The organism is Pantoea sp. CFSAN033090 (assembly GCF_001264395.1).
GTDB classification, from domain to species: Bacteria; Pseudomonadota; Gammaproteobacteria; order Enterobacterales; family Enterobacteriaceae; genus Pantoea; species Pantoea agglomerans.
Window position 1 is genome coordinate 425240 of the sequence record NZ_LGYX01000004.1, and the last position, 15922, is coordinate 441161.

20 protein-coding genes are annotated in these 15922 nt (G+C 57.5%); 12 read left to right on the forward strand and 8 right to left on the reverse strand.

Going from position 1 to position 15922, the window contains the following annotated elements; all coding sequences use genetic code 11:
• Positions 1-333: 333 nt before the first annotated feature.
• On the reverse strand, positions 334-504 hold the full coding sequence (locus tag AFL22_RS24220) for a hypothetical protein (RefSeq protein WP_010246238.1): 171 nt from the start codon (positions 502-504) through the stop codon (positions 334-336).
• Between the two features lie 169 nt (positions 505-673).
• The gene (locus tag AFL22_RS05450; RefSeq protein WP_010246235.1) at positions 674-922 is read right to left on the reverse strand and encodes a DUF883 family protein; all 249 of its coding nucleotides are present in this window, start codon (positions 920-922) and stop codon (positions 674-676) included.
• A gap of 212 nt (positions 923-1134) precedes the next feature.
• Between AFL22_RS05450 and AFL22_RS05455 the strand changes: the two genes are divergently transcribed.
• Positions 1135-1347 (forward strand): DUF2767 family protein, encoded by a 213-nt coding sequence (locus tag AFL22_RS05455; protein ID WP_010246232.1) that lies wholly within the window; start codon positions 1135-1137, stop codon positions 1345-1347.
• A gap of 20 nt (positions 1348-1367) precedes the next feature.
• Here AFL22_RS05455 and AFL22_RS05460 read toward each other — a convergent pair whose 3' ends face one another.
• The 3 genes from AFL22_RS05460 to AFL22_RS05470 all read right to left on the reverse strand — a co-directional run bounded on the left by AFL22_RS05460 (position 1368) and on the right by AFL22_RS05470 (position 3350).
• On the reverse strand, positions 1368-2378 hold the full coding sequence (locus tag AFL22_RS05460; RefSeq protein ID WP_052270920.1) for a phosphatase: 1011 nt from the start codon (positions 2376-2378) through the stop codon (positions 1368-1370).
• A gap of 23 nt (positions 2379-2401) precedes the next feature.
• Entirely contained in the window at positions 2402-2959 is a 558-nt protein-coding gene (locus tag AFL22_RS05465; RefSeq protein ID WP_052270921.1) for a hypothetical protein, read from the reverse strand.
• Between the two features lie 61 nt (positions 2960-3020).
• Positions 3021-3350 (reverse strand): hypothetical protein, encoded by a 330-nt coding sequence (locus AFL22_RS05470; protein WP_010246223.1) that lies wholly within the window; start codon positions 3348-3350, stop codon positions 3021-3023.
• A gap of 214 nt (positions 3351-3564) precedes the next feature.
• Here AFL22_RS05470 and AFL22_RS05475 point away from each other — a divergent pair, with 214 nt between their 5' ends.
• From AFL22_RS05475 to AFL22_RS05485, 3 genes are all read left to right on the forward strand, one after another.
• Positions 3565-3744 (forward strand): hypothetical protein, encoded by a 180-nt coding sequence (locus AFL22_RS05475; RefSeq protein WP_010246220.1) that lies wholly within the window; start codon positions 3565-3567, stop codon positions 3742-3744.
• Positions 3745-3928: 184 nt separating this feature from the next.
• Positions 3929-4312: a hypothetical protein gene (locus AFL22_RS05480; protein ID WP_052270922.1), complete on the forward strand. Its 384-nt coding sequence runs from the start codon at positions 3929-3931 to the stop codon at positions 4310-4312.
• A gap of 14 nt (positions 4313-4326) precedes the next feature.
• A complete protein-coding gene (locus AFL22_RS05485; protein ID WP_010669877.1) occupies positions 4327-4740 on the forward strand; it encodes a GNAT family N-acetyltransferase in 414 nt (137 codons plus the stop codon).
• Here AFL22_RS05485 and AFL22_RS05490 read toward each other — a convergent pair whose 3' ends face one another.
• The gene (locus AFL22_RS05490) at positions 4741-5403 is read right to left on the reverse strand and encodes an MBL fold metallo-hydrolase (RefSeq protein ID WP_010246210.1); all 663 of its coding nucleotides are present in this window, start codon (positions 5401-5403) and stop codon (positions 4741-4743) included.
• Between the two features lie 22 nt (positions 5404-5425).
• Positions 5426-6349, reverse strand: coding sequence for a muramoyltetrapeptide carboxypeptidase (gene ldcA / locus AFL22_RS05495; RefSeq protein WP_010669878.1), 924 nt, complete (start codon positions 6347-6349; stop codon positions 5426-5428).
• A gap of 164 nt (positions 6350-6513) precedes the next feature.
• Here ldcA and emtA point away from each other — a divergent pair, with 164 nt between their 5' ends.
• Positions 6514-7143 carry a membrane-bound lytic murein transglycosylase EmtA gene (gene emtA, locus AFL22_RS05500; RefSeq protein ID WP_010246204.1) on the forward strand — a complete coding sequence of 210 codons (630 nt, stop codon included), beginning with the start codon at positions 6514-6516 and terminating at the stop codon, positions 7141-7143.
• Here emtA and AFL22_RS05505 read toward each other — a convergent pair.
• The gene (locus AFL22_RS05505) at positions 7136-8110 is read right to left on the reverse strand and encodes a sugar-binding transcriptional regulator (RefSeq protein ID WP_010246202.1); all 975 of its coding nucleotides are present in this window, start codon (positions 8108-8110) and stop codon (positions 7136-7138) included. The two genes, emtA and AFL22_RS05505, sit on opposite strands and share 8 nt — an antisense overlap.
• 183 nt (positions 8111-8293) lie before the next feature.
• Between AFL22_RS05505 and AFL22_RS05510 the strand changes: the two genes are divergently transcribed.
• The 7 genes from AFL22_RS05510 (at position 8294) to AFL22_RS05540 (ending at position 15908) form a co-directional block, all read left to right on the forward strand.
• Entirely contained in the window at positions 8294-9235 is a 942-nt protein-coding gene (locus tag AFL22_RS05510; protein ID WP_010246199.1) for a D-ribose ABC transporter substrate-binding protein, read from the forward strand.
• 2 nt (positions 9236-9237) lie between these two features.
• Positions 9238-9837 (forward strand): DUF2291 family protein, encoded by a 600-nt coding sequence (locus AFL22_RS05515; protein WP_052270923.1) that lies wholly within the window; start codon positions 9238-9240, stop codon positions 9835-9837.
• A complete protein-coding gene (locus AFL22_RS05520) occupies positions 9837-11351 on the forward strand; it encodes a sugar ABC transporter ATP-binding protein (protein ID WP_050680009.1) in 1515 nt (504 codons plus the stop codon). Before AFL22_RS05515 ends, AFL22_RS05520 begins: the two co-directional genes overlap by 1 nt.
• 2 nt (positions 11352-11353) lie before the next feature.
• Positions 11354-12460, forward strand: coding sequence for an ABC transporter permease (locus AFL22_RS05525; protein ID WP_010246189.1), 1107 nt, complete (start codon positions 11354-11356; stop codon positions 12458-12460).
• Between the two features lie 190 nt (positions 12461-12650).
• Positions 12651-13481, forward strand: a complete 831-nt coding sequence (locus tag AFL22_RS05530; RefSeq protein ID WP_052270924.1) for a transketolase — start codon at positions 12651-12653, stop codon at positions 13479-13481.
• Positions 13474-14418 carry a transketolase C-terminal domain-containing protein gene (locus AFL22_RS05535; protein ID WP_010246183.1) on the forward strand — a complete coding sequence of 315 codons (945 nt, stop codon included), beginning with the start codon at positions 13474-13476 and terminating at the stop codon, positions 14416-14418. The genes AFL22_RS05530 and AFL22_RS05535 overlap by 8 nt, the downstream gene beginning before the upstream one ends.
• Before the next feature lie 2 nt (positions 14419-14420).
• Positions 14421-15908, forward strand: coding sequence for an FGGY-family carbohydrate kinase (locus tag AFL22_RS05540; protein WP_052270925.1), 1488 nt, complete (start codon positions 14421-14423; stop codon positions 15906-15908).
• Positions 15909-15922: the final 14 nt, after the last annotated feature.

The following is a 15922-nucleotide window of genomic DNA, read 5'->3' on the forward strand; positions in this document are numbered from 1 at the left end:
TTTAACAAAAGGTGTTGTGAGTTATTAGAGAATATTTCTGCGACTAAAGTTCATTATTAAGGTTTATTTTTTCGCTGCCGTAGAAATTTCGTTTAAATTGTTTCCACAATTTTAATGTTGTTTATTCTGGGTATATATACAGAATTGTGTAAAAGAAGTAAGAGATTATTAAAAAGAGATGGGATGATTCTTATAAAAAGGAAAGTATGGAAAATATTCTGATTCCGGCCATAACTAATAGCAGGTTAATTATTAGCGGAATTATTCTATGACTTCTATCTATTAAAAAACATGCGATAAAACAAACCCCGGCACGTGTGCCGGGGCAGGGTATTACGACTGTGGCTGACCCACCGGGCCTGAACCCAGCGTACCGCCCGGTGACGACTGACCGCTTGGTGCATGAGGGCGGCCATCATCTTTAATTGCGTCGCTCTTCTGCGAGCAGCCCGCCAGAGAGGTTAAGGTCGCTGCAACCAGCAGCAGGGCAGGAATTGTTTTCATAAGGTCACCTTGATGTTGTCAGAAAGAGACGAAACCAGACTAAGCATAGATACTTACCGCATTCTGGCCTGAAAAGGCTTATCTTTCAGATGTTTCTCAGCCGGCGGAGAGAGTCCAGGCAAAAAAAAACGGAAGCCAGTGGCTCCCGTTCTGTTGACGTTCAGCGCGATTACTTGCGGCCCAGCAGGAAGCCGATAAATACGCCAACGCCTGCAGCAACGGCCAGACCTGCAACAGGATTGGATTGAACCTGATCCTTGATACAGTCAGCAGCATCGCGGGCAGCATAGCTTGCCTGGTTGGTGTAACGGCGTGCTGCGCCTTTAGCCTGATGCTCAGATGAACCGGTTGCTGCACCCCATTGTTCCTGAACTGCGCCAGCGGCTTCTTTTACTTTATCTTCGATTTTTCCTGACATTTATTGCTCCTTGGTTTTGAGTGAGACCCTCAAAGCGTAGCAAAGATAGTGAATTCTGCTCCTCCAGCGGAGGAAAATGGGCTAAAAAATCATTTCTGGCTGTTAATGGCGCTGCGTTTGCGGGTAAGGGATTTACTGTCTAGCCTTTGGAAAGAGAGGCGCACTCAGGCGCTGCCACAGCCATAGCCAAAGCTACAGCCGGAGGATAAGCAATGAAACGTGATGCACTGAATGATGACGACTATGACGAAGTCTGCCGGGTCATTGGCGATGCGGTCATTGTGCTGTCGGAGCGCGGCCATGACACCCGCCGTGGCGAAATCTACGACCTGCTTAAACGTATACGTCAGCAGCGGGCCCACAGTGAACGGGATGAGCAGCGGATGCTGGATCATGCTATCCGGCTGATTAAGCCTGAGGTTTAGCATAGTGCGGAAACGCTGCGCTACTGCAGCAGCACGCCCTGAATCAGACTGGCCTCAACAATCGTAACCTCATTAATTTTCAACGCCTGCATATAACCTTCAACCAGTAAGAGATTGCTGACATCAGTGGCCCGGTAGTCGCCCGGGAGTTCACTGTCGCCTTTCCAGACCTGCTGCTGCGACAGCTGACTTAATTCCGTCAGGCTGTAACGATGGGGTTTGCCCGGTAACTGATTGCGGATTGAAAAACCATGGACGCCGCCGATGCCAATGACCCGACGGCTCGCCAGATCCTGTTTAATCTGCGGGCTGACCTCATTAGCGGCATAAAATTGCACAAAGCGCAGTACCGACTGCCGCCAGGAGCCAATCGGATTAGGGGAGTTGGCCTCCGGGCTGTTCTTAAGCACCCTCAGAATAAAGTTTTTCAGCGTCACCGAGGCCAGTTTGCCGTGATAGATATCTGCAACCGGCTGACCCGCCTGCTGTCGCCAGGCAGTCATCTGCATCGATCCCCCACCAATATCCCAGACCAGCAGCTGCTCATCACGGATTGCCGGATCGTTAAGCGCGGCTTTAGCGGAGAGGAAACCGAGTTTCGCTTCCTGCTGCTGCGAGATGATGCTGATTTGCGCACCGGTCTGGCGCTGCAACTGATTGATGACCGCCTGTCCGTTGCTGGCGTTACGGAACACCGCGGTGGCAACGCCGCTGATGCGCTGTGGATGAAAGCGCCGTGCCTGCGTTAAAAGCTGCTGCAGGGCAGCGGCACCTTCATGAGTCATCGCCGGGCTGAGCTGATTATCTGTTGAATGCGCTAAGGCCTCGTTCCAGGCCACGGCGCGCTGATCCTGATACAGCATCTTTTCGATGCGCAGCTGGCAGACATTGACACGGGCTACCGCAATTTTGGTGGTGCCGGAACCGATATCCAGACCGGCGCGAATTTGCTGGCAGCGATCGGCCTGGGCAGCAGTGGCAAAAAACAGTGAGCAGAACAGCGTGACAGCAGACAGCGCAGCAGAACGCATAGCGACTCCGGGTGCAATGAGGATCAGAGTGAACGGGCGGCGACGCAGGCCGGATAGACGCTCACCAGGAAGTGACGCAGATGATCAAAACACCATTCGGCGTCATCCGCCTGCGGGCAATAGAACTGAATAGTGATCTTTTCATAATCGCGCTGACGCTGGCGCAGCGGCGACCAGCTCCAGTCGAGTACCGAGCGGGCATAATTGACCAGCGTCTCCGCGGGCATCTGATGTTGCTGCTCCTGCCCGGTCAGGTAGCGATAAAAGTTCGCTTCCAGCTGCAGCGCCTCCTCAAAGCCGTGTTGCGGCAGGTCGGGACGAAAAGCCACATCGATAAAGCCACAGACCGCATCTGCCTGCTGCTGCCAGTCGCAGGCCAGGGTCATAAACAGCCCCTCCTGCAGATTGATCTCCTCGACCAGCCGCCGCAGATTCACTGAATGGTTCAGCACCGCGATCTCCTCAAGGCGACCAGTTTCCAGCGTCAGATCAAAGCCACAGGGATTCACGGAGCCATCCGCATCGCGGGTAGCGGGGAAGGGGAAGTCGATATAACCGTTGTTATCCAGACGCTTTTCCATCGGGGAGACCTGCTGCTTGACGTTTCCTGACAATAAACCATCTGGCAGCAGGATTCATCCCTTATGGACAGGTCCAGGTGATTTGGGTGTCCTGGTAAGGGTTGATCAGGCGGAACTGCTTATCTGACAGGCGCTGCGCGTAATAGCCCTCAGGCGTGACGGCGGAGGGAACATATTTAAAGCGATCCAGCGACTGCAGCGGGCCACTCTTAACGCTGACCTTATCCCGGGTCACGGTGAAGCTATTAACCAGATCAAAAATCACGCCCTGGGTATGCCCCATCGACTGACCATAAATTGTCGAGACCTCACCCGGACATTCCACCCCTTTCGGGCCAGATGAACATCCAGTCACCATCGCGATGAGGATAAAAATGCTGAGACGCATCATGATTTTCTACCTGCTTCAATCCCTGGGAGTTTCGTGGCGCAGAGTCTATCCTGCTGCGTCACTGATTACTTAATCATAGCAGTTTACGCTGCGCTTCCTGTTTGTGATTTGTTTAATCGTTAAGCAACAGGAATGTAAAAGGGTGACTTTGCTTATCAATAAACGTTATTCTTGGCTCCTTTGCGCACCACTTAGGCAAATCCAGGGATAAATGATGAACGAAGAAGAAGCAAGTCTAATGATTATTCGCCATGCGATTGACCAGTTAGAAGCCGATAAGAAGCAACAGGTGATCGCTTGTTCAGCGGATATACGTGCAGCAATGCAGGCTTACGATAGCGAGAATGCCGGGCTGGCACTGATGTTAGTGGCCGCCGAGGTAGCAGCCGAATAATCATATCCGGTCAGTGTTGCAGCCTGTTACGCTGGCCGGATTACTTTATTTTTTCTCAACTTTCAGATTACTTCGCACGCCGATTCTATCTTTCAATGGTCTTGCTGCGGGTTGCCCCGCGTCCCTTCTCCGTCCTGTGATGTGTTAAGCTAAAAAATCTCAATAAAATCAGCGGAGAAACAGCATGAAGGCAGCATTAATTGCCCTGGGCCTGCTCGCCTGTCACATCGCACCCGCCTGGAGCGAGACGGAATTTCAGCTTAACTGTCCCGGCCGGACAACCATGACCGTTTCGCGTGCCGAATATGGTTTAACCACGTTAATGTGGCCGCCGGGGCATTTCCAGATTGCCGCCGGTCAGCAGCGTACCCGTTTAGAGGCGGGTGATAAGGTGGCGATTACCCGCTTTCGCAATGGCGATCAGCTGATTGTGAACCAGCGCAGCCAGGCGACCTTTTTTGTCTACCGCGACAGCGATAAACTGCTGCCCTGCAGCCGCAGTGAAAAACGCGATGCTGATGCGTTGAGCCTGGAGCGCTACGACGATCGTCAGCACTCCGACACTTAACCCACGGAGCCACTATGCAACCCGAGATTACCGATAAGGTCACAACGCAGGATCTGGATGAAGTCAGGCTGGGTCTGACTGCGTTCAACAGCAAATATATTAATATTGATGAGATCAGATCGATCGGCGTGTTTATTCGTGATGACCAGGGCAGAAAGCTGGCCGGACTGACCGGATCAACCGCCGGAAACTGGCTGCGGATTGATATGCTGTGGGTGAGTGAGGCGCTACGCGGGCAGGGGGCGGGCAGCAAGCTGATGCAGGCGGCAGAGCAGGAGGCGCGGGATCGCGGCTGCCGCTTTGCCCAGGTGGATACCGCCAGTTTTCAGGCGCGACCGTTTTATGAAAAGCTTGGCTATACGCTGCGCTTCAGCCTGGATAACTATCCACGGCATCATCAGCGCCACTATCTGACGAAAGCCCTGTAATCAGAACAACGGTTGCTGACGCAAATCCAGCGGATGCTGTTCTGCTTCATCAATCGCGGCCAGCCAGCTCTGCAGCGTAACTTTTTTCCAGGAGAGATGCCCGCGCGTGGTACTCATCAGCACCACGTCGGGACGCAGGGAGCGGTAAAACTCCAGCGTCTGGCTCAGCTCAGCCGGATTACTGTCCGGCACCAGCACCGTGATCCAGCGGTCATGCGAACGTGTCACGGTATCGCCAACAAACAGATAGGTCAGCCCCAGCGGCGAGGTGTAGAGATAGCTGCAACTGCCCGGTGTGTGTCCTGGCGTTGGCAGCAGATGGAAATCCCCGAAGTGCGTCTCCTGCTGCGAAAAGGTGTCATCAGGCTCAGCAAAACGGCTGATGGGGCCCAGCGATCGGCTATGGCAGTAAAGTGCGCTGCTGAAGCGCTGCTGGATCAGTGCCGCACCGGGCGCGGATTCATGCCAGTGGGTGAGGTAGTGGCGGATCACGCCGCCGGTATCGGCCATGACTTCATGATCGAGCGGATTTTCTACGCGGCCAATCAACAGATTGCCACGCGGGTGACGCAGCATAAAGCCATGCATCATCAGGTCATTAACGGCATCTTCCACCGGAAATTCCGGGGTTGAGATCCACAAATCGTCATACAACGGCTTCAATGTCGATCTCCTGAAACAAACGCTATTCCCGCAGGACGGGATGCCCGGTCGCCTGCAAACGGGCGTGGCCCTGGCTGACCGCTAATCGTGCGCTGGCACCCAAAGGCAGTGTTACGGTGTCAGCGGCATGACCAAAATCTAATCCACAAATCAGCGGCAGACCGGTGGTGTCACGCAGTCGCTGCCAGACGGTGCTGAAGTCAAACCCGTTGTCATATTCTGTCAGGGCTGTACTGGTGAAGCTGCCGGTAACGATCGCCCGCTGTCGCGCCAGAATACCGCTCTGCTGCAGCTGAATCAGCATGCGTTCAATGCGGAACGGATGCTCATTCACATCCTCAATCACCAGAATGCCGTTCTCAAACTGCGGCATCCACGGCGTGCCAATTAGTGAGCAGATCATCGCCAGATTCCCGCCCCACAGCGTACCCTGCCACTCGCCCTCATCAGGCGTTTCGCTTTGCCATGTCACCTCTACTGTAGGTGAAGTCAGTGCCTGCCAGAAGTGGTGAAGGGTAAATTCAGATAAGGTCGCGGCGCCGAAGTTACCGGCCAGCATCGGTGCGCTGAAGGTAATCAGGCCGACCTGCGCCAGCAGTGCCAGCTGAATCGCGGTGAAGTCGCTGTGGCCGCACAGCGCGAGCGGCTGATTCAGCAGACGGCGTTGCAGGCCGATGTAGTCGATGGACTCCAGTAACCGGCTGGCACCATAACCGCCACGCACCGCCAGCACCACATCGGGCAGCGTGCTGAGACTGGCAAGCTGGTTGATATCCGCCAGGCGCTCCGCGTCCGTACCGGCGAAGCGCTGAAAACGGCGGGTGATCACCTGCTCGTTCTCTACCTGATGGCCGGCCGCGCGCAGTCGTGCAATGCCCTGCAGCGCCGCAGGCTGATTGTGACAGTAACCGGAGGGGGAGATAAGACGAACTGAACGTGAAATCATCATACTTTCCTGCTGTTAGCGCCTGACTGACGGCGATGATGGCGAAAAGCGCCGCTGAAGTCACGGTACGCGCCGCATTTTCATGCATTTAGGATAAACGGTAATTTTGCTCTCAGGCTGCCTGGGTATGATAGCATTCGCCACAACAGCTACGAGATGAAAAATTGCTGAAAATCCGACACCTTATACTCTCAGCGTTACTCCTGACCGGCTGTGCCAGCGAGCCACCGCACCATGCCGTTAAGCAGCGCAACACGCCATTAACTCAGGCACCGCCGTCCAGCGTCAATGGCACCTGGGCGATGTTTACCGAAGATGCCGCCAGTCATTATGGCGTTGATGAGAAGTTGATCAGCGCCATTATCAGTGTCGAGTCGGGTGGAAATCCGGGCGTGGTAAGCCGTTCAAATGCGGTGGGGCTGATGCAGATTAAAGCTTCGACCGCCGGGCGCGAAGTTTATCGCACGCTGGGCCGTCGTGGTCAGCCGTCGAATGCCGAGTTGCGCGATCCGGCCAAAAATATTGATATCGGCACCGCCTATATCCGCATTCTGCAGAACTCCGCGCTGTCGGGCATCCGCGATCCGCTGACCCTGCGCTATGCCACCATCGTCTCTTATGCCAACGGCGCAGGGGCGTTACTGCGGACTTTTTCCAGCGATCGCGATCGGGCCATTGCGATGATCAATGCGATGTCACCGGATGAGTTCTATCAGCATGTGCAGAACAAGCATCCGGCGGCGCAGGCCCCGCGCTATCTGTGGAAAGTCACCACGGCTTACCGCACTATCTGACCGGTTGTGATGAATCCTGCGGCGTGAGCAGCAGCCGCGCCGTGGGATAGTCGATGATCAGCACCTTAATGTAGCCGCCCAGCAGCGCACCGCGAATCGCCTGCGCTTTCTCTCTTCCGCCTGCCAGCCCGACCACCTGTGGACACTGTTTTACCTGCGCCAGCTCCATACCAATCACCGGATCTTCTTCTGCTTTCAGCACCGGCTGTCCGCAGGCGTCGAAATAGTGCAGACAGATATCGCCTACCGCGCCGCGCGCCGCCAGCGTTTGCAGCATCCTGCCATCGTAGTAGTTGCCCGAATTACGTAACAGCGCCGACGGCTCCAGATCGCCAATGCCGACAATCGCCAGGTCGACCTGCTCAAATTTACTCAGCACCTCGGCGACCTCTGCGTTGGCAGAGAGCCGCTGGCGATCGCTGACCGAATGCTCAATCGACTGGGACGGCAGCAGCCAGGCGGGGCAGTTCAGCAGCGCCGCCAGATTTTGCGTCAGAATCGTGGCCTGCACATTGCCGTTAGCCCCGACGCCACCCAGCAGCTGGATCACCCCTTTGCAGGCGCTGTTGAGCGGATGCAGCGCATCAACCATCGCCCGGATCGTGCCGCTCCATGACGAAATACCAATCAGCTCATCGTTTCGCAGTCGGGTCTCCAGATAGTGAGCGGCCGCCGATCCAATCGCCTGCTTAATCTGCAGCGACGACGCCTGGTCCGGCACATCCACCACAATCGCCTGCGGCAGGTTATAGGTCTGCTCAATGGCCTTTTCCAGCTCAGGGTAGACGTTGGCTGGTGGCACCACGCTGATCTTGACCACACCTTCTTTCACGCTGCGATTAAGAATGCGTGAGACAAACGACTGCGATAAGGTCAGCGACTGCGCAATCTCTGACTGCTTCAACCCTTCGACATAGTAAAGGGTGGCAATTTTCACCATCAATCGCTGTTCATCCTGTTTTGCCATCGGTTTTTCCCTCTCTGATTCTGCCCGGTATTGTTAACCAGGATGATCAAAATCACAACGCAGGCTAATTTGTGATCGTTTTCGCTTTTTGACGATCGCGCATTGGACGGCACGTCAGCGCGGGCGCATAGTCATTATGCATATAAAATCGCGTGTGAATATATATTCAAGCGGAGAAAAATAATGACTCGTCCTCTGATCAAACTGACCCTGCTCGCATCGATGCTCGCCTTTTCAGCGACCGCGCTGGCGGCAGAGCAAGGCCTGCTGGCGATTATCACCCCATCCCATGACAACCCGTTCTTTAAAGCCGAGGCGGAAGGGGCCTTAGCGAAAGCCAAAGAGCTGGGTTACGCCACGCTGGTGGCGTCGCACGATGATGACGTAAACAAGCAAAACCAGCTGATTGAGACCGCGATTGCGCGCAAAGCCAAAGCGATCATTCTTGATAACGCTGGTGCCGACGCCACCGTCGGGCCGGTGCAGAAAGCCAAAGATGCCGGGATCCCGACCTTCCTGATTGACCGGGAGATCAACAAAACCGGCATCGCGGTGGCGCAGATCGTCTCTAACAACTATCAGGGGGCGCAGCTGGGCGCGGAGAAATTTGCGAAATTGCTGGGCGGCAAAGGGGACTATGTTGAACTGCTGGGCAAAGAGTCTGACACTAACGCGGGCGTGCGGTCGCAGGGCTATCACGATGTGCTGGATGACTACAGCGACATGAAAATGGTGGCTCAGCAGAGCGCCAACTGGAGTCAGACCGAAGCCTTCAGCCGCATGGAAACCCTGCTGCAGAAACACCCCAACATCGTTGGCGTCATCTCCGGTAACGACACCATGGCGCTGGGTGCCGAAGCCGCGCTGAAAGCCGCCGGGAAAACATCGGTGATCGTGGTGGGCTTTGATGGCAGCGACTACACCCGGGATTCGATCCTCAACAAAGGCAATATTAAAGCGACGGTGCTGCAGCCGGGCTGGGATCAGGCGCAGATGGCGGTCACGCAGGCGGATTACTACCTGAAGAACGGCAAAGCGCAGAAACAGGAGAAGCAGCTGATGGACTGCGTGCTGATTGACGACAGCAACGCCGCTAAGCTGAAAAACTTCAACCTGGCGAAATAACCATGAAACGGATGCTGGCGGTATTGACCGGTATGGCGCTGCTCAGCGCCTGCACCGTGGTGGATCTGGACGCGGACGGTAAGCCGATTCTGCCGAAGGATCCGCACGCGAAACCCAGCTATACCACCCAGACACCGCAGCAGATTGCGGAAGAGACCTGGCAGCCGCGCGTGATGACCACCGCGAACAGCCATGCGCTGAGCTGGGCCGACATGGAGGCGAAAAGTCAGACGGTCAAACCCGGCGGGCGCGAAAGCGTCTTCGTGCGAGCCGGGGGTAAAGCCAGCGCCTTTGATGAGAGTAACCCGCGTGAACGCACGCTGACGCTGATGATTAACGGCAAGCCGGTGGCGGTCAGTGTCGGGCCGGTGCTGCGCAGTAACGCTATCCGGGATGCCGCCGGTTTCCGTTTCGAAGAGTTTACCAATCAGGTGCAGTACGCCCAGCTGACGCGGGCGCTGAACCGTCACGCGGTGAAGCAACTGCCACCGCTGGATGCCAGCTGGGTCAACCAGCCGGTGCAGGCGCTGCTGGCCGTAACCATCGGGCAGAACAGCGTTGAAGATGTGGTAGCGGTTGAGCTGAAGCGGGGGACGCCCTGATGGACGATGAGATCATTCTGCGGGCCGAACAGATATCGATGCTGTTTCCCGGCACGCTGGCGCTGGAACGCGTCGACTATCGGGTCTGGCGCGGCAAAGTTAACGTCATCATCGGTGAGAATGGGGCGGGAAAATCGACCCTGATGAAAATTCTGGCCGGGGTACAGCAACCCACGGCCGGTTCGCTGTTCCTGAATGGCGAGCCGCTGACGCTGAGCAGCACCCGCGACGCCGCCCGGCACGGCATCGGCATGGTGCACCAGGAGCTGAATCTGTTTGAGAACCTGACGGTGGCTGAAAACCTGTTTCTGGGCCGGGAGATCCAGCGCGGCCTGGCCCCTATCAACGAAGCGGAGCAGGCTCGCCGCACCGCCGCGCTGATGGCGCGCCTGGATCAGCCAATTTCACCCCATGAGCGGGTCGGTAATCTCAAAGTGGGTCAGCAGCAGCTGGTCGAGATTGCCAAAGCGCTGGCGGAAGATGCAGACATCCTGATCCTTGACGAGCCGACCTCGGCGCTGAGCAAAACCGAAGTGGAGATCCTGTTCCGTGTGATCCGCGACCTGACGCAGCAGGGCGTTACCGTGATTTACATCTCCCACCGGCTGGAGGAGCTGATGGCGATTGGCGACGTGATCACCATTCTGCGCGACGGGCGCTTTCAGGCAGAAGCGCCGGTCAGCAGCATCGATGTGCCGTGGATCGTGCGTGAGATGCTGGGCAGTGAACCGGTCACCACCTTCCTGCCGGAAGCGCGTGAGTTTGGCGCGCCGGTGCTGGAGGCGCAGCACATTACCTGCGTCAGCCCCAACGGCAATACCCTGGTGGATGACGTCAGTTTTCAGGTGCGGGCCGGGGAAATTGTCGGGATTTACGGGCTGATGGGCGCAGGCCGCACCGAGCTGTTTGAGTGTCTGCTTGGCAGTCAGCGCCACTATCTGGGCAAGCTGTGGCTCGACAGCAAACCGCTGCCGACCCGTCTGCCCACCGCCGACCGTATCCGCATGGGCATGAGTCTGGTGCCGGAAGATCGCAAACGCGCCGGGATTTTCCCGGTCTCATCGGTCGCCAGTAATCTCACCATCGCCAGCCTGTGGCGGCGTCTGTCACATCGCTTTGCCATTGCCCACCAGGCGGAGCAGCAGGCGGTGAGCCAGACGGTGGGCAACCTGGCGATCAAAATCTCCTCGCCGGACGTGGCCATTAGCGCGCTGAGTGGTGGCAACCAGCAGAAAGTGGTGATTGGCCGCGCGCTGCTGACCAATCCGCGTCTGCTGCTGCTGGATGAGCCGAGTCGCGGCATTGATGTCGGTGCAAAAGCAGAGGTGTTTCGCATGATGGTGGCGCTGTCGCAGCAGGGCATTGCAGTTCTCTTCTCCACCTCGGACCTGAAAGAGATTATGGCGGTAGCCGATCGCATCCTGGTGATGTCGGGCGGCAAACTTACGGCTGATCTTCCCCGCGACCAGGCGGAAGAGGCAGCGCTGGTGAAAGCAAGTGCGCAGGGGTTCTGAGCATGAAAAGCAATGACAGCGTCGCGCTGACCACACTTCCGGCTAAGGCGTTCAGTTCACGTGAAAGCATTCTGCTGCTGCTTCTGAAGCTGCGCACTTTTATTGCGCTGATTCTGATCGTCGGCTTCTTCGCCATCACCGTGCCGGACTTTCTCGCCACCGGCAGCCTGGTGATCATGGTGAAACATATCGCCATCAACGCCTTTCTGGCGCTGGGCATCACCTTTGTCATTATCACCGCGGGAATTGACCTGTCGATTGGGGCGACGCTGGGACTGTGCGGCATGATCGCCGGCTGGCTGATTACCAAAGGCATTGTGCTGCCGATGTTTGGCATCGCTATTTTTCCCAGCGTCTGGGTGATTGTGCCGGTGGTGCTGCTGATCGGCGCGCTGATTGGCGCGGGCAACGGCTGGATCATTACCCGCTACAACGTGGCACCCTTTATCTGCACCCTCGGCACCATGTACATCCTGCGCGGCGCGGCGATGCTTACCTCCGGTGGCGAGACCTTTCCCGGTCTGCAGGGGAATCCGCTGCTGGGCAATACCGGTTTCGATCGGATTGGTGCCGGAACCTTTCTCGGGCTGCCTTACGCCATCTGGATGATGGTGGTGCTGGCGCTGGTGATCGCCTACATCGCCCGTCGCCTGCCGTTTGGCCGTCAGGTCTATGCCATCGGAGACAATGAACGTGCCGCTGAACTGTCGGGTGTGAAAACCCGGCAGGTAAAAATTCTGGTCTACACCCTGTCAGGATTCTGCGCGGCGATTGCTGGCATCGTGGTCTCATCGCAACTGGTCGCCAGCCATCCGGCTAACGGCACCGCGTTTGAGATGAATGCCATTGCCGCCGTGGTGCTGGGTGGCACGTCGCTGGCGGGCGGACGCGGCACCATCCTCGGCACGCTGATTGGTGCGTTCGTCATCGGCTTTCTGGCGGATGGCCTGATCATGATGGGTGTCAGTGAATTCTGGCAGATGGTGATCAAAGGCATTGTGATTATCATCGCGGTGATCATCGACCAGACCCAGAGCCGGATGCAGCAGAAGGCGGCCGTGGTGGCTCAGAAAGCGTTAATCGAGGAGGGGACACCGGCAAAACCCTGACGGGAAAGTGCGTTGAACCGGACAGCGGGTGCCGCTGAGTGATTCCTGGCAGTGGACGGCCTGCCCGGTTTAAAGGGCAGAATAGCGAACAAAGGGCGGTTCAGTTTATTAGCTCCTTTTTTTCAGGCACAAAATTTTTTAACCGACGTGAATATATATTCATAACCGATTTAAAATTCAGAGGTAGTTTATGAATCCTTTCAATCTTCCGGTCGATGACCTTGAGCGCCGGGCGCGGGCAATCCGCCGCCGCATCATCCAGCTTAACGCGGGCAGCCCGGCAGGCGGTCATACCGGCGCTGACCTGTCACAGGTAGAGATCCTCACCGCGCTCTACTTCCGCATTCTGAACTGCGCACCGGATCGTACAGACGACGATCAGCGTGACATCTATATCCAGTCCAAAGGGCATGCGGTGGGGGGCTATTACTGCGTGCTGGCGGAAGCGGGCTACTTCCCGACCGAGTGGCTGGCAACCTATCAGCATGCCGACTCGCATCTGCCCGGCCATCCGGTACGGCAGAAAACGCCGGGCGTTGAGCTGAACACCGGCGCGCTGGGTCACGGCCTGCCGGTGGCGGTGGGCATCGCTATCGCGGCGAAAAAAGATAACAGCCCGCGCCGCATCTTTGTGGTGACCGGCGATGGTGAACTGGCTGAAGGCAGCAACTGGGAGGCGGCGCTGGTGGCGGCGCATTACGGCCTCGACAACCTGATCATCATCAATGACAAAAACAAGCTGCAACTGGCGGGCGCGACCCGCGACATCATGAACACCGATCCGCTGCCGGAAAAATGGCGCGCCTTCGGGCTGGAGGTCACCGAATGCAACGGCAATGATATGGCGGCGGTGGTCGACACCATTGAAAACCTGCCGAAGAACGGCAAACCGCAGGTGATTGTGGCGCATACCGAGAAGGGATTTGGCGTCTCCTTTATCCAGAGCAAGGCGGAATGGCATCACCGGGTGCCGAAAGGCGAAGAGATCGCACTGGCACTGGAGGAACTGAAAGATGAGTAATGCACAACATTTAGCAAGCGTCATGGTCACGGCCTTTATCGACGCGGTGAATCGCGGTGTGGATCTGGTGCCGGTGGTAGCGGACTCCACGTCGACGGCCAAAATCGCCCCCTTTATCAAGGCCTTTCCCGACCGGCTGATTAACGTCGGCATCGCTGAGCAGACGCTGGTGGGCACGGCGGCCGGTCTGGCGCTGGGCGGCAAAGTCGCAGTGACCTGTAACGCCGCGCCATTTCTGGTGTCACGCGCCAATGAGCAGGTAAAAGTCGACGTCTGCTACAACAACACCAACGTCAAACTGTTCGGGCTGAATGCCGGGACCAGCTATGGCCCGTTAGCCAGCACGCATCACAGCATTGATGACATCGCGGTGATGCGCGGTTTCGGCAACATCGAGATCTATGCGCCTTCCTGCCCGCTGGAGTGCCGTCAGATCATCGATTACGCCCTTGAGCATGTCGGGCCGGTCTATATCCGTCTGGATGGCAAAGATCTGCCGCAGCTGCACGCGGAAAGCTATCAGTTCAGGCCGGGCGCGATCGACCTGTTGCGTGAAGGCAGCGACATCGCACTGGTGGCGATGGGCTCAACGGTTCACGAGGTGGTTCACGCTGCTGAGCAACTGGCTGAGCAGGGCATTTCAGCCGGTGTGATCGCGGTTCCATCGATTCGACCTTGTGATACCCAACAGCTGCGCAACCTGTTAAATCACTACCCAGCGGTGATTACCGTAGAGGAGCATAACGTTAATGGCGGTGTCGGCAGCCTGGTGGCCGAAGTGCTGGCGGAAGGCGGCTGCGGCATCCCGCTGTTGCGGCTCGGCATTGCAGATGGGGAATATGCAATTGCCGGCGATCGCGCCTCTACCCGTGCCCATCATGGCATTGATGCCAGTAGCGTGGTGAACAGTGCAGCGCGCATCTGCGCAGGAGCATAAACATGGTGGGACCCCTGATTCTGGCGATCGACGAAGGCACTACCAATGCTAAAGCGATTGCGGTTGATCGCGATGGCCGTGTGGTGGCACGCGGCAGCCAGAGCTTAACCCTGCAACATCCGCTACCGGGACTGGCTGAGCAGGACCCTGTGGCGATCTGGCAGGCGGTAAAAGAGGCCATTACCCATTGCCTGGCAGCCTGTGGTGGCGCGCCTGTCGCGGCTGTGGCGATCAGTAATCAGCGCGAGTCGGTGCTGATCTGGCAGCGGCGTGACGGCAAGCCGCTGACGCCGCTGGTGAGCTGGCAGGATCGACGATCCGAGTCACTCTGTCGCGACCTGCATCAGGCGGGCAAAGCACCTCGCATCACCGGTTTGACCGGCCTGGCCGTTGACCCGATGTTTCCGGCCGCCAAGCTGACCGGGATGCTGGCCGCCATTCCTGACGGCGCGGCGCGGGCGGCGGCGGGTGAACTCTGTATCGGCACGGTCGACAGCTGGCTCAGCTGGCAGCTCAGCGCCGGCGAGGTATTTATTACCGATCATGCTAACGCCTCCCGTACTCAACTCTACAGCCTGCATCTTAATGACTGGGACGACGAGCTGCTGACGCTGTTTCAACTGCCGCGCGCCGCGCTGCCGCGCATCACCGCTTCAGCCAGTGAACAGGGCGTGGTCGCGGTGAATGATATTCCCGGCTTAGCGCCAGGCACGCCGATTCTGGCGCGCATCGGCGACTCTCATGCCGCCTTACAGGCGCAGCGGCGCGGCGAGTCTGAAGTGGTGAAAGCTACCTACGGCACCGGGTCTTCCCTGATGATGTCCATGGCGACGCCGCTGTTGACGGAAAATGGCCTCAGCACCACCGTGGCCTGGCATGACGGCACGTTGCGTTATGCCTTTGAAGGCAACATTACCCACACCGGTTCCGGTGCCGCCTGGCTGGGCAGAGTGCTCGGCGTGCAGGAGCCGCGCGAGCTCACCGCGATGGCGCAGCGCTGCGACGACAATCAGGGCATCTATTTTGTCCCGGCGCTCTCTGGCCTGGGCGCGCCCTGGTGGGATCTGCAGGCGCGCGGCATGGTGTGCGGATTGACGGATGCCGCCACACCCGCCGTGCTGGCGCGGGTGGCGCTGGAGTCGATCGTCTGGCAAATCGCCGACGTCTTTTTTGCCATGGAGCAGGCCAGCGGCCAGCAGCTTCCTGCGCTCTGTGTGGATGGCAGCGCCACCGAAAATAGCTGGCTGATGCAGTTACAGGCGGATGTGTTACAGCGGCCGTTGCAGCGGGTGCCTACCGCCGAGGTCTCCGCGCTGGGCGCGGCACTGCTGGCAGGCAAAGTGCTGGGATGGTGGCAGCAGGGCAGTGATATGCAGGCGCTGCAGGGCGGCAGCGTCATCATGCCGCGTGAAGAGCACGCGCAGCGTATGCAGGAAAACTATAAAGGCTGGATTGACGCCGTTGCACGCTGTCGTTATCAGCCACATTAATCCTTATCCGGAGC

What these genes read in the sequence shown, in the direction of transcription:
- AFL22_RS24220 (WP_010246238.1), bottom strand. Translation starts at nt 504, where the DNA reads ATGAAAACAATTCCTGCCCTGCTGCTGGTTGCAGCGACCTTAACCTCT.
- AFL22_RS05450 (WP_010246235.1), bottom strand. Translation starts at nt 922, where the DNA reads ATGTCAGGAAAAATCGAAGATAAAGTAAAAGAAGCCGCTGGCGCAGTT.
- AFL22_RS05455 (WP_010246232.1), top strand. Translation starts at nt 1,135, where the DNA reads ATGAAACGTGATGCACTGAATGATGACGACTATGACGAAGTCTGCCGG.
- AFL22_RS05460 (WP_052270920.1), bottom strand. Translation starts at nt 2,378, where the DNA reads ATGCGTTCTGCTGCGCTGTCTGCTGTCACGCTGTTCTGCTCACTGTTT.
- AFL22_RS05465 (WP_052270921.1), bottom strand. Translation starts at nt 2,959, where the DNA reads ATGGAAAAGCGTCTGGATAACAACGGTTATATCGACTTCCCCTTCCCC.
- AFL22_RS05470 (WP_010246223.1), bottom strand. Translation starts at nt 3,350, where the DNA reads ATGATGCGTCTCAGCATTTTTATCCTCATCGCGATGGTGACTGGATGT.
- AFL22_RS05475 (WP_010246220.1), top strand. Translation starts at nt 3,565, where the DNA reads ATGAACGAAGAAGAAGCAAGTCTAATGATTATTCGCCATGCGATTGAC.
- AFL22_RS05480 (WP_052270922.1), top strand. Translation starts at nt 3,929, where the DNA reads ATGAAGGCAGCATTAATTGCCCTGGGCCTGCTCGCCTGTCACATCGCA.
- AFL22_RS05485 (WP_010669877.1), top strand. Translation starts at nt 4,327, where the DNA reads ATGCAACCCGAGATTACCGATAAGGTCACAACGCAGGATCTGGATGAA.
- ldcA (WP_010669878.1), bottom strand. Translation starts at nt 6,349, where the DNA reads ATGATTTCACGTTCAGTTCGTCTTATCTCCCCCTCCGGTTACTGTCAC.
- AFL22_RS05505 (WP_010246202.1), bottom strand. Translation starts at nt 8,110, where the DNA reads ATGGCAAAACAGGATGAACAGCGATTGATGGTGAAAATTGCCACCCTT.
- AFL22_RS05510 (WP_010246199.1), top strand. Translation starts at nt 8,294, where the DNA reads ATGACTCGTCCTCTGATCAAACTGACCCTGCTCGCATCGATGCTCGCC.
- AFL22_RS05515 (WP_052270923.1), top strand. Translation starts at nt 9,238, where the DNA reads ATGAAACGGATGCTGGCGGTATTGACCGGTATGGCGCTGCTCAGCGCC.
- AFL22_RS05520 (WP_050680009.1), top strand. Translation starts at nt 9,837, where the DNA reads ATGGACGATGAGATCATTCTGCGGGCCGAACAGATATCGATGCTGTTT.
- AFL22_RS05525 (WP_010246189.1), top strand. Translation starts at nt 11,354, where the DNA reads ATGAAAAGCAATGACAGCGTCGCGCTGACCACACTTCCGGCTAAGGCG.
- AFL22_RS05530 (WP_052270924.1), top strand. Translation starts at nt 12,651, where the DNA reads ATGAATCCTTTCAATCTTCCGGTCGATGACCTTGAGCGCCGGGCGCGG.
- AFL22_RS05535 (WP_010246183.1), top strand. Translation starts at nt 13,474, where the DNA reads ATGAGTAATGCACAACATTTAGCAAGCGTCATGGTCACGGCCTTTATC.
- AFL22_RS05540 (WP_052270925.1), top strand. Translation starts at nt 14,421, where the DNA reads ATGGTGGGACCCCTGATTCTGGCGATCGACGAAGGCACTACCAATGCT.